The organism is Nocardia sp. NPDC004860 (assembly GCF_040609015.1).
Classification (GTDB): Bacteria; Actinomycetota; Actinomycetes; order Mycobacteriales; family Mycobacteriaceae; genus Nocardia.
In genome coordinates, this window is the sequence record NZ_JBEXJI010000001.1 from 607086 (window position 1) to 619496 (window position 12411).

Annotated in this window: 11 protein-coding genes; 4 read left to right on the forward strand and 7 right to left on the reverse strand. The window is 67.7% G+C overall.

The window, feature by feature from the left end; translation table 11 throughout:
- Positions 1–121: 121 nt before the first annotated feature.
- The gene (locus ABZV44_RS02545; protein ID WP_354830955.1) at positions 122–2275 is read left to right on the forward strand and encodes an LCP family protein; all 2154 of its coding nucleotides are present in this window, start codon (positions 122–124) and stop codon (positions 2273–2275) included.
- 110 nt (positions 2276–2385) lie between these two features.
- On the forward strand, positions 2386–3057 hold the full coding sequence (gene phoU / locus ABZV44_RS02550; RefSeq protein ID WP_354830957.1) for a phosphate signaling complex protein PhoU: 672 nt from the start codon (positions 2386–2388) through the stop codon (positions 3055–3057).
- 57 nt (positions 3058–3114) lie between these two features.
- On the opposite strand, the gene ABZV44_RS02555 is transcribed toward phoU, so the two are convergent.
- The 7 genes from ABZV44_RS02555 to ABZV44_RS02585 form a co-directional block, all read right to left on the reverse strand.
- Positions 3115–4731, reverse strand: a complete 1617-nt coding sequence (locus tag ABZV44_RS02555; protein ID WP_354830959.1) for an MFS transporter — start codon at positions 4729–4731, stop codon at positions 3115–3117.
- A 325-nt stretch (positions 4732–5056) separates the two neighbouring features.
- Positions 5057–5833, reverse strand: coding sequence for a phosphate ABC transporter ATP-binding protein PstB (gene pstB, locus ABZV44_RS02560; protein WP_040854892.1), 777 nt, complete (start codon positions 5831–5833; stop codon positions 5057–5059).
- A gap of 12 nt (positions 5834–5845) precedes the next feature.
- Positions 5846–6745, reverse strand: a complete 900-nt coding sequence (gene pstA, locus ABZV44_RS02565) for a phosphate ABC transporter permease PstA (RefSeq protein ID WP_354830962.1) — start codon at positions 6743–6745, stop codon at positions 5846–5848.
- Positions 6742–7713: a phosphate ABC transporter permease subunit PstC gene (pstC, locus tag ABZV44_RS02570; protein ID WP_354830965.1), complete on the reverse strand. Its 972-nt coding sequence runs from the start codon at positions 7711–7713 to the stop codon at positions 6742–6744. The genes pstA and pstC overlap by 4 nt, the downstream gene beginning before the upstream one ends.
- Positions 7714–7827: 114 nt before the next feature.
- A complete protein-coding gene (gene pstS, locus ABZV44_RS02575; RefSeq protein ID WP_354830968.1) occupies positions 7828–8946 on the reverse strand; it encodes a phosphate ABC transporter substrate-binding protein PstS in 1119 nt (372 codons plus the stop codon).
- Between the two features lie 230 nt (positions 8947–9176).
- Positions 9177–10073: a mycothiol synthase gene (mshD, locus tag ABZV44_RS02580; RefSeq protein ID WP_354830969.1), complete on the reverse strand. Its 897-nt coding sequence runs from the start codon at positions 10071–10073 to the stop codon at positions 9177–9179.
- Positions 10073–10828 (reverse strand): response regulator transcription factor, encoded by a 756-nt coding sequence (locus ABZV44_RS02585; RefSeq protein WP_040854884.1) that lies wholly within the window; start codon positions 10826–10828, stop codon positions 10073–10075. The genes mshD and ABZV44_RS02585 overlap by 1 nt, the downstream gene beginning before the upstream one ends.
- 246 nt (positions 10829–11074) lie before the next feature.
- On the opposite strand from ABZV44_RS02585, the gene ABZV44_RS02590 reads away from it, so the two are divergent.
- Positions 11075–11950 carry an LmeA family phospholipid-binding protein gene (locus tag ABZV44_RS02590; RefSeq protein ID WP_354830973.1) on the forward strand — a complete coding sequence of 292 codons (876 nt, stop codon included), beginning with the start codon at positions 11075–11077 and terminating at the stop codon, positions 11948–11950.
- Positions 11947–12405 carry a thioredoxin family protein gene (locus ABZV44_RS02595; protein ID WP_354830975.1) on the forward strand — a complete coding sequence of 153 codons (459 nt, stop codon included), beginning with the start codon at positions 11947–11949 and terminating at the stop codon, positions 12403–12405. Before ABZV44_RS02590 ends, ABZV44_RS02595 begins: the two co-directional genes overlap by 4 nt.
- Positions 12406–12411: the final 6 nt, after the last annotated feature.

Below are 12411 nucleotides of genomic sequence, written 5' to 3' on the forward strand. Positions count from 1 at the left end.
GCGACATACCCGACAAACCGGAAAAACCGTCCCCGCCTGCGGTGGACATACGTTCGAGTGGTCCGTCGTGGCGAAATCGTTATCATGGCCCTCGGCATCAGAAGCAAAGTGAGGTTCGTTGGTGGGTGACGATCGGTACGGGCGTACGCCACGACCCGGAGGTCGCGCCCCCTGGGAGCGCTACCCCGCGGACGGGGACGATCCGGCGCGCACCGGCCGCCGCTCCCGGCACAACGACGACGCCGAACCCGCTGCCGCCGCATCCATTTCGGTCCAGGACCTGGTCGAGCGCGTGGACAGCGAACGCCAGACCCGCCGCCGGCGCCGCGCCGAAACGGAAACCCCGAACGAACCCGCGGCCGAGGCGAGCCGCGAAACCCCCGGGCCGAACGGCTCGGCACCCATGCCGCCGCAACCGGCAGCACCACCGGCTCCCGTGCCCGCCACCGGATCACAGCCGGCGGCCTCGACCGGCGCGCAGCCCGCGGCGAACAGCGGGTCCCAGCGCACCGTGCGCGACACCAGCCACCTCCGCCGGGTCGCGAACGCACCCGGCAATCGCGGCGCGCGCCCGGCCGACCCGACCGCGGATCCGGTCACCGTGGAACTACCCCCGGTCACCGATACCGCGCCGCCCCCGGCCGCAACCGGCGCGGCCGCCCGCACCCGGGCGCTGCTCGCGCGAAAGGTCAAGTCGCCCGCCGACTATCCGACCACCGCGCTCCCGGCGGCCGTGGGACCCGCACCGGCCAAATGGATTTCGAGCACGCGCCGCCGCCGCAACCGGCGGCTGCGGCTGGCCGGCCGCGCCACGCTCGCCGTCGTCGCCGTCATCGCGCTCATCGTGACCGGCACCGGCTGGAGCTACCTGCGTGCCAAGGACAACAATTTCCAGCAGGTTTCCGCACTCGACGACAACTCACCCGACGTGGTCGACGCCGACGGCCAGACCGGTGACGAGAACTTCCTCATCGTCGGCACCGACACCCGCGCGGGCGCCAACGGCAGCCTCGGCGCGGGCAGCGTGGACGACGCCGAGGGCGCGCGCTCCGACACCGTCATGCTGGTCAACATCCCGGCCAACCGGTCCCGCGTGGTCGCCGTCTCCTTCCCCCGCGACCTGGACGTCTCCCGCCCGGTCTGCGAGGGCTGGGACAACGACAAGGCCGCCTACAGCAGCGAGAAGTTCCCCGCCGCCGACGGCGACAAGCTCAACGCCACCTACGCCCTCGGCGGGCCCAAGTGCCTGACCAAGGTGATCACCAAACTGTCCGGCCTGAAGATCAACCACTTCGTCGGCATCGACTTCTCCGGCTTCGAATCCATGGTCAACGTGGTCGGCGGCGTCGAGGTGTGCACCACCAAGCCGCTGGTCGACGAGATCCTCGGCACCGTGCTCACCACGCCGGGCAGGCAGGTCGTGAACGGTTCCACCGCACTGGACTACGTGCGCGCCCGGCACGTGTACGGCGAGGAGCGCAGCGACTACGACCGCATCAACCGGCAGCAGCGGTTCCTGTCCTCGCTGCTGCGCAGTGCGCTGTCGAGCAAGGTGCTCTTCGATCCGGGCAAGCTCAACGGCTTCATCGATGCCTTCGCCAAGCACTCCTTCATGGACAACGTCAGCACCAAAGACCTGCTGACACTGGGCCGTTCGATGCAGAAGATGCAGGCCGGGGCCATCACCTTCCTGACCGTCCCCACCGCGGGCACCACCTCCTACGGCAACGAGATCCCGCGCGAATCGGATATCAAGGCCATCTTCCGCGCCGTCATCGACGACCAGCCGCTGCCCGGCGAGAAGAAGACCGACCCCCCGCCCAGCGCCGGCGCCGCGCCCGTGGCCAAGCCCAAGCTGGCTGCGGTGGATCCGAGCACCTTCTCGGTGCAGGTGTCCAACGGCTCCGGCCAGGCGGGCATCGCGAGCACCACGGCGACCAAGCTGGCCGCGCAGGGCTTCCAGATCTACAGCACCGGCAACTACGCCGACGGCACCTCGCCCAGGACCAAGGTCCGCTACTCCAGTGGCCACGAGGCCGAGGCCGGGACGGTGGCCAGCGCCATTCCGGGCGCCATCCTGGAACCGGCGGGCGGGCTGGGCAGCATTGTCGAAGTGGTCGCCGGTTCCGATTTCACCGGCACCGTGAAGGCGCCCACCGCCTTCGGGCAGCCGCTGCCCGACACGCCGACCGACTCCGGCGGACCCAGTGCGGCTCCGGTCACACTTCCGTCCGATCTCGAGCACGTCAACGCCGCCGACGACCTGTGTAAGTGACCGCGCGTCCCACTGGCCGGAACTGCGGCATCGGCGCTGGAGCCGACCGGCACCGACGGTTAACCCGCAGTTGGTGACTTGGTCAGCGGTCCGCACTAATGTCTTGAATCATGCGTGTCATCTACAACGAACAAATGGCCGAGCTCGCCGATCTGCTCGGCGGCATGGCCGGGCTCGCCGGATCGGCGATGGAGCGGGCCACCCAGTCCCTGCTCACCGCCGATCTCGAGCTCGCGGAGCAGGTGATCACCGAATACGACCGCATCGCCGAGATGATCCAGCTGGCCGAGGAGAAGGCCTTCGCGCTGCTGGCCCTGCAGGCCCCCGTCGCCGGTGATCTGCGGCAGGTGGTCAGCGCGATTCAGATCGTCGCCGATGTGAACCGGATGGGCGTGCTGGCGCTGCACGTGGCCAAGATGACCCGGCGGCGCTTCCCGGCGCACGCCGTGCCGGAGGCCGTCAACAGCTACTTCGCGGAGATGGGCCGGGTCGCGGTCAAGATGGGCGCCACCGCCAAGGAGGTGCTGGAGTCCCGCGATCCCGAGCGGGCCGCCAAGCTCACCGATGACGACGAGGCGATGGACGACCTGCGCAAGCACCTGTTCACGCTGATCATGGACCGCGACTGGCAGTTCGGCGTGGCGGCGGCCGTGGACGTGGCGCTGCTGGGCCGCTACTACGAGCGCTTCGCCGACCACGCCGTCGAGATCGGGCGTCGCGTGGTGTTCCTGGTCACCGGCGTGCTGCCGCCCGACCCGGATTCCGAGAAGGAAAGCATCTAGGACGACGAGCGAGGGAGTTCCGGGGCGCACCCCGGAACTCCCTCGATTCGGTGCGGGTCAGTCCTCGCCGGACTCGCGCCAGCCCATCAGGATCGATCGACCCCGTTCGGGGCGCCACGGGAGCGTCGCGGCCACGATGACCGCGCACACCACCAGGGTGCCGACCGCGACAGAGGACGCGGCCTCGGCGCCCTGCATGGCCGCGACCTTCATGGCGTGGATCAGCTCCGCCTTCGCCTGCGCCAGTAGCGGATTCACCGGCGCTTTCACGATCCCGATGATGCTGATGGGCGTATTGCCCGCCAGTTCCTTCTGCTGGGCGTTCATGATCTGCGCGGGAATCGCGTCGATCCGGCCGCCGATCTTCCCGGCGTAGACCGAGGTCATGATCGAGCCCAGCAGGGCCACCCCGAGCGCGCCGCCCACCTCACGCGTGGTGTCGTTGACCGCCGAGCCCGCCCCCGCCTCCTCGATCGGCACCGCGCCCATGATGGATTCGGTCGCCGGCCCCTGCACCACCGCGAAGCCCAGGCCCATCAGGATCATGGACACCACAACCGGTCCCAGATAAGGGGTTTCGACGGTGGTCCGGCCCGCGATGTACATGGCCACCGCCAGGATCAGCAGCCCGGACACCAGCATGGCCGTGGTGCCCACCCGCTGCGCCAGCATGGTCGCGAGGGGTGCGCCGAAGCCCACCGCCACCGCGAAAGGCAGTGAGTGGATGCCGAATTCGAGCGGTGAGAGCTCCTTCACGCCCTGGAAGTACTGGGTGATCAGGAACAGGAAGCCGAACGCCGAGAAGTAGGACGCCGTGATGGCCAGCGACGGCAGTGCGAAGCGGCGATTGCGGAACAGCCGCATGTTCAGCACCGGCGCGGGCACCCGCAGCTCCCAGCCCACGAACGCGGCCAGCAGGGCGATCGAAAGCAGGTAGCCCGCAAGGCTTTCGGTCGCGAACCAGCCGTGCTTGGGGGCCTCGATGATGGACCACACCAGCGCGGTCACCCCGGCCAGGGACAGCAGGATGCCGATGCGGTCGAGCCGATCCACCTGGTCGGCACGGGATTCCGGCACGGTGGCCAGCACCGCCCCGATGCCCACCAGCGCCACGGGGACGTTGATCCAGAACACCGAGTGCCAGGAGAAGTACTCGAGCAGCCAGCCGCCGACGGTCGGGCCGATGGCGACGGCGATGCCGGCCATGGCCGTCCACAGCGCGATGGCGGCGGCGCGTTCGCGGGCCGCGGTGAAGATATTGGTGATGAGCGCCAGCGTGGCCGGGAAGACCACGGCCGCGAACACGCCCATGCCGGCGCGGGCCGCGATGACCTGTCCGAGGCCGGAGGAGAGTGCGCCGGCGGCGGACATGACCGCGACGCCGCTCAGTCCGATGATCATGAACAGCCGTCGCCCGAACCGGTCGCCGAGGTGTCCCATGGCGAGCAGCAGGCCGGAGAAGGCCAGGGTGAACGCGTCCACGATCCATTGCAGGCCGCTCATGTCGGCCTGCAGCTGCACGGCCATGGACGGCAGGGCCACATTGACCAGCGTGTTGTCCAGGACCACCAGCAATTCCGCGAGACAGATGGCGATCAGGGCCGCCACTTTGGCCCGCTGCGGCAGTTCCGCCGCGGCCTGTCCGGATCCCGGGCTCGCCGTTGAGACGGTCATCCGACACCTCCTTACTAAACCAATCGGTTTACCAACCAGGCCAGATTAACTGTTACCGACAGTTGCACACAATGGCACGCTCAGGAGATATGACCTACGACACGTTCCGGCCTGAGCCACGACAAAAAGAAGAAGCGGCCCAGCCTGCGAGAGCCGGACCGCTTCCTGACGCCGAATGGTTCGTGACAACTGATTTCATGCCGACCGGGGTAACTCCCCGGGTACCCCCGAAATTGGTTCGGCTACCAACCGGCGGCACGCGTACACGATCGCCCACGGCTCTCAGCCGTGCACTGAAGACACGGAGAGGCGGGCGAGTCTGTTCTTACCCGAAGCGACCCGAGATGTAGTCCTCGGTCTGCTTCTGCGACGGGTTGGAGAAGATCTTCTCCGTCTCGTCGATCTCGATGAGCTTGCCCGGCTTGCCCTGCGCCTCCAGATTGAAGAAGGCGGTCTGGTCACTCACACGCGCGGCCTGCTGCATGTTGTGGGTGACGATGACGATGGTGAACTCCTTCTTCAGCTCGGTGATCAGATCCTCGATCGCGAGCGTGGAGATGGGGTCCAGCGCCGAACACGGCTCGTCCATGAGCAGCACGTCCGGCGACACCGCGATGGCGCGGGCGATGCACAGACGCTGCTGCTGACCACCGGACAGACCGCCGCCCGGCTTGTCCAGGCGGTCCTTGACCTCGTTCCAGAGGTTCGCACCGCGCAGCGACTGCTCGGCCACCTCGTCCAGCTGGGACTTGTTGCGAATGCCCTGCAGCTTCAGGCCCGCCACCACATTGTCGCGAATCGACATGGTGGGGAACGGGTTCGGCCGCTGGAACACCATGCCGATGGTGCGGCGCACGCCGACCGGATCGACCTGGGCGCCGTAGATGTCCTCGCCGTCGAGCAGCACCGCACCCTCGACGCGGGCCTCCGGGGTCACCTCGTGCATGCGGTTGAGCGCGCGCAGCACGGTCGACTTGCCACAACCGGACGGACCGATGAACGCGGTCACGCTGCGCGGCAGCACCGTCAGCCCGACATTGGCGACCGCATGGAACTTGCCGTAGTAGATATTGAGGTCTTTGACGTCAATTCGCTTGGCCATCAGTCTTTCCTTCTATCGGTTCCGCGTCAGCAGCTTGTTGACCGCCGCGGCGGCGAGGTACAGCAGCGCGATGATCAGGATCAGGGTCAGCGCCGCACCCCAGATACGCTCGCGGCCGGCGGGCTCCGGATTCGACAGCTCCTGGTACATCAGCAGCGGAAGCGAGGCCATATTGCCGTTGAAGACATCGAAGTTGATGGCCTTCGAGTAACCCACCAGCACCAGCACCGGCGCGGTCTCACCCATGACGCGGGCGACGGCCAGCAGCATGCCCGAGATCATGCCCGGCGCGGCGGTCGGAATCACGATCCGCACAATGGTTTTCCACTTCGGAATGCCGAGAGCGTAAGAGGCTTCCCGCAATTCGTCCGGAACCAGCTTGAGCATCTCCTCGGTGCTGCGCACCACCACCGGCAGCATGAGCAGCACCAGGGCCAGCGACACCGCGAAGGCGCTCTGCGGGTTGCCGAAGGTGGCGATCCACAGCGCGAAGATGAACAGCGCGGCCACGATCGAGGGCACACCGGCCAGGATGTCCACCATGAAGGTGGTGGTCTTGGCCAGCCAGCCCCGGCCGTACTCGACCAGGAAGACGGCGGCCATGATGCCGAGCGGCACCGCGATGATCGCGGCGATGCCCGACTGCACGATGGTGCCGTAGATGGCGTGGTAGACACCGCCGGCGTGCTGATCGGGCAGCACACCGTTCTGCGACTTGGTCCACCAGTCGATATTGGCGACGGCCTTCGCGCCCTTCTGGATCACCACATACAGCACCCAGAGCAGCGGCACCAGGGCCAGGCCGAAGCACAGCCAGACCAGGCCGGTGGCGACATTGTTCTTGAGCCGGCGGGCGACGCTGACATGCCGGAAGGTCGGCGCCTTGATCGGCTTGTCGAGTGTGGTGGTCATCCGTTGACCTTCCCGCCGGCCGCCAGCCGAGCCAGTGCGTTGACGACGAACGTCAGAGCGAACAACACGAAACCGGCGGCGATGTAGGCGCCGGTCGGCAGCTTCGAGCTGAATTCCGAAGCGGCCGAGGCGATCTTGGAGGCGAAGGTGTAGCCGCCGTCGAACAGCGACCAGTGGCCGGCCTTGGTCGAGGTGCGCAGCACGATCAGGACCGCGATGGTCTCACCGAGCGCGCGGCCCAGGCCGAGCATGGAACCGGCGATCACGCCCGAGCGGCCGAACGGCAGCACGGTCAGGCGCACCACTTCCCACTTGGTGGCGCCCAGCGCCTGCGCGGCCTCGATCTGCGAGCGCGGGGTGAGGCCGAAGACCTCACGGCTGACGGAGGTGATGATCGGCAGGATCATCACCGCCAGCACCACGCCGGCGGTGAAGATGGTGCCGCCACCGGCGATGCTGACATTGCCGTCGGAGAACAGGAACAACCAGCTCAGATTCTTGTTCAGGAAGTCCTGGAAGGGCCCCAGCTTGGGGGCCACGACCAGCAGACCCCAGAGACCGAACACGATCGACGGCACGGCCGCCAGCAGATCCACGATGATCGAGAACGGCCGCGCGAGCGCCTTCGGCGAATACTGCGTCAGGAACAGCGCGATGCCCACACCGATCGGCACGGCGATCGCCAGCGCGAACACCGAGCTCAGCACTGTGACCATGAACAGGTCCTTGATGCCGAAGCGCAGGTTGTTCTCGTCCTTGACGTTGAACTCGGTGGTGGTGAAGAAGTTCGCCTTGTTCGCCATGATCGAAGGCCACGCCCGGATCAGCAGGAACAGTGCGATCAGGGCGATGGCGGCGACGATGATCCCGCCGGCGGCCGTGGCCGCCGAGCGGAACGCGAACTCCGCGCCGAACTTCGTGGGTGCGCCGCGCCCCGCGGCCGGTTTGGTGCTGGGTTCGGTCGGCATCAGCGCAGTATCCCCCGGCAGTTGGGCACGGTCATCCCTCGGGTCCGTCGAAACGGACAGACCCGAGGATGCAGCTTCGTCGTGCACGGTCATCGTGGTTTTTCGATCAGGCGATCACTGAATGGCGTTGATCGCGGTCGTCAGCTTGGTCTTGAACGCGTCCGGCAGCGGCACGTAGCCGGCGTCGGCGAGACCGGTCTGGCCGTTGCCGACCGCCGAGGTCAGGAACGCCTTGACGGCTTTGGCGGTGTCGGCGTCACTGTACTTCGAGCAGACGATCTCGTAGGTGGCCAGCATGATCGGGTACGCGCCCGCGGCGGTGGGCTTGTAGATCGAGCTGTTGTCCAGCACCAGGTCGTTGCCCTCACCCTTGACCTTGGCGGCGTCGACGGCCTTGCCCGCGGACTCGGCGGTCAGCTCGACCGGCTTCGGGTCGTTGGAGGTGGCGGTGGTCAGCACGCGCACGGTGGACAGCTTCTGCGCCTTGGCGAAGGACCACTCGGTGTAGGTGATGGTGAACTTGGTGTTGGCGACCGCGCCCGAGGTGCCGTCCGAACCCTTGGCGCCCTCACCGACGCCACCGTTGAAGGCCTTGCCCGCGCCCTTGGTGTAGCCACCGGCGGCGGTCAGGTACTTCTGGAAGTTGTCGGTGGTGCCCGACTCGTCGGAGCGGAAGATCACGCCGATCTTGTCCGAGGGCAGCTTGTCGGCCTTGTTGGTGTTCAGGGCCTTGATCTGCGGGTCGTTCCAGGTGGTGATGTCACCGGAGAAGATCTTGGCGAGGGTCGGCGGGTCCAGGACCAGGTCGTCCATGCCGGGGATGTTGTACGCGACGGCGATCGGGCCGAAGACGGCCGGCAGGTTCCAGGCCGGGCTGCCGCAGCGGGCGGCGGCCTTGTCGGTCTCACCCTTGGCGCTGTCCAGCGGCGAGTCCGAACCGGCGAAATCGGTCTGGTTGCCGATGAATTCGTTCACGCCGGCGCCGGAGCCCGAGCCGGTGTAGTCCAGCTTGGCCCCGCTGCAGTTCGCCTGGTAGGCGGCGACGAAGCGGTCCATCGCGTTCTTCTGAGCGGTCGAGCCGCTGGCCTTCAGCGACGACTTGCCGCCACACGCGACGTCGATCTTGGCGGCGCCGTTGGTGGTGCTGTTGTTGTCACTGCCACACGCGGACAGAGTCAGGGCACCGGCCGCGGCCAACACACCGAGCAGGGCGCTGCTGCGCTTGAGATTCACCTATTCCTCCGGGAATCACGATTGCACGTCCAACCCCTCAACGGTCGGACGGGCGCGATCTGGCGGCTGTTCGCTGCGAACTAGCGCACCGGGCAGCGGTCTGCGGCCCACTTGCAACGTAAGGGCACCTGGTTGACAGTTGGACCAGCACAGGTGAACGAGAGATGAACAACCCACCCTCTTTGCGGCACACCGGATGTGACATTAGCCGCACTGTTGCCGAACGGATTTCAGGTCGCGCTCGAGTAGGCGACGTCGCTGTGGAATCGGGTGAAACCGAGCCGGGTGTAGGTGTGGACGGCCGCGGTGTTGTCGCCCTCGGTGTAGAGCAGCACCGCGCCGAGACCGCGGTCCCGCAGATAGTGCAGACCCGCCAGGGTCAACAGCCGGCCGAGGCCGCGCCCCTGCGCATCCGGGTCGATGCCGACCACGTAGACCTCACCGATCGGCGGGGTCTCGTCGGAATGCACCTTGGTCCAGTGGAATCCGAGAACACGGTCCGGCCGCGCCGGATCCACGGCGATGAACAGGCCCTTGGGATCGAACCAGGATTCGGCGCGGCGGGTGTCGATATCGCGCTCGGTCCAGCCACCCTGTTCGGGATGCCAGGAGAAGGCGGCGCTATTCACACGCAGCAGTTCGGCATCGTCGGAAGGCCCTGCGTAGGTGCGCAGTTCGAGTCCGTCGGGCACCGTCAATTCCGGTAGCTCCGAATTAGCCAATTCTCTTCGCATTTGCCACAATTCACGCGAAACGGACAAGCCCAACCGGGCCGCCACCGCCCGCGCGGGCGGCAGGTCACCGTGCGCCCAGACCCGCGCACCCGGTCCGCCCGCGGCCAGTGCGGCGGCCACCAGACCTGCGCCGATCCCGTTCCCGCGGGCCGCCGGATCCACGGCGACCTCCGCCATGGCCGGATGCTCGTCATGGGCCGGAACCAGATTCGCGTACCCGGCGACCGCGCCATCTCGGATGTCCACCAGATGTCGTGCGGGCGAATCATTTCCGAGCGAGAGCACCGCTTGTTCGGATACCGGTGCCACACCGTCGGCGGCGGTGGCGCGCTCCAGGACCGCCCGCACCTGCGCGGCGGTCTCGGCGGGCAGGCGGTCGGTCCAGGAGGTCATCAGAGAGCGCCGTTCGCCGTGGTCAATTCGGAGTCGTCGGTACCGTCGGAGTCCGGGAAGGTGACCGCGTCGCCCTTGCCGGCCGTGCGCGCCGGGCGCACCGCCTTGTAGCCGACATTGCGGACCGTGCCGATCAGCGACTCGTATTCACTGCCCAGCTTGGCGCGCAGGCGCCGCACGTGCACGTCCACGGTGCGGGTGCCGCCGAAGAAGTCGTAGCCCCAGACCTCCTGCAGCAGCTGGGCACGGGTGAACACCCGGCCGGCGTGCTGCGCCAGGTACTTGAGGAGTTCGAACTCCTTGTAGGTCAGGTCGAGCGGGCGGCCGCGCAGCCGGGCGGTGTAGGTGCCCTCGTCGATCACCAGCTCGCCGAGGGTGATCTTGCCGGTGTTCTCCGGGCTGGCGACCCCGCCGTTGCGGGCCACCAGCAGGCGCAGCCGGGCGTCGAGTTCGGCGGGCCCGGTGCCGGGGAGCAGGATGTCGTCGAGTCCCCAGTCCGCGTTCACCGCGACCAGACCGCCCTCGGTCAGCACGGCCACCACCGGCACCGACGATCCGGTGCTGCCCAGCAAACGGCACAGTCCGCGCGCGGCGGCCAGATCGGTGCGGGCATCGACCAGCGCCACGTCAGCGGAACCCGCCTCGAGCAGCGATGCCACCTCGGTCGGCGCGGGTCGCACGTGGTGCGGCAGCAACGCCAGCGACGGCAACACCGACTCGGGGTTGGGGTCGGAGGTCAGCAGGAGCAGCTCCATGGGGGCCCTCCATCCCATCTGGCATGTGTGTGGCTACCGCACTGTCCGCCACTACCTCATGCAGGTCATCACAGGTAATCGCTGCCTACATTAGCGTGTCTCGGCCGACACCCTCGTATTCCGCCCGGCCGTCGCAACCGTTCGGTCCGGTCCGGTTCCGATTCACCTGTCATTCACCGGGCCGCGACCGGCCCGAGTCGGACGTCGGCGGGTGGTAACGACACTCCTCCCTATTAGGGTGCAGCTATGCGTTTCCGGAGGCTGCTCATCGGACTGCTCTGCCTGGCAGGGCTGGCCGTCCTACTCGATTTCGGGGTAGCGGCGTATTCCGAGTACCGGGTCTCGCGACTGCTGCGGACCGGTTCGGACCTGAGCGCCGATCCGGAGATCACCATCCACGAGTCGCTGCGGCACCCGTTCGTCGCCCAGGCGCTGGACGGCCAGTACGGAAACATCGATGTCCGCGCCCGCGCCATGCGCCCGGACATTCCCGGCCGGATCACGGTCGAGGCCAATCTGACCGGCGTGCATCTGTCGATGCGCAATCTCGTCGACGGCAATGTGGGCCAGGTTCCGGTGGACGAGGTGCAGGCCCGCATGCGCATCGAGCCGACCGAGCTGGGCCGGCTGTTCAAGATTCCGGACCTGCAGGTCTTCGGCCCGCCCACCGACAAGTCGGACGGCTCCGGTGGTTCCGGCAGTGTCCCCACGACCAATGGGGGCACCATCATCCTGGAGGGCACCGTGCCGGTCGGCCCCGACGCCGACACCGTCGCGGTCACCGATCCGCGCGGCGACGGCGGCGAGAAGGTGACGAAGAAGAAGGTGCACGTGCTGGCCGATCTGCGGCTGGTGGGCGACGAGGTGCGGATCACCGCCACCGCCATCGCGGGCCGGGATCTGCAGGCCGACACCGATTCGGTGCTGCCCGACCAGGACCGGATCGTCATCCCCGAGCAGGACCGGCCCGCGGTGCTGGCCCGCTTCACCCGTACCCTCGACACCAAGAACATGCCGTTCGGCATCGTCCCGACCCGGGTCCAGGCCAGCGGCGGGCAGATCGTGGTGGAGGGCGCCGGCCGCAATGCGATCGTCGACCTGGACAGGTTGCAGAAACAATGATCGCGATCGAAATCCTGGTGGTCATGCTGGTCCTGGCGACCGGCGTGGGAATCCTGGTGCGCCGCAACGAGGGTCGCGTGCGCGCCGCGGCCGCGGCGAATCCGCCTGAGCCCGAATCGAATCGGGCCGCGCTGCTGGCCGCGGCCGGCGTGATCCCGGGACGGCCCACCGTGCTGCACTTCTCGGCCGACTGGTGCGGCCCGTGCGCGGCGGTGCGCCGGGTGGTCGCCTCTGTGGTCGGCGAGCTGGAGTCGGCCGAGCTGCCGCCGCTGGATCTCGAGGTCGACATCGACGCGTATCCGGAGCTGGCACGCGAGCTGAACGTGCTCTCGCTGCCCACCACTTTCGGATTGGATTCTCGAGGATTGGAACGCTTCCGTATCTCCGGCGTTCCGAAAGCGGCGGATCTGCGCACGTCATTGGCCCCTTTAACGGTCGCCGGCTCCGCTGAGTGATCAGCA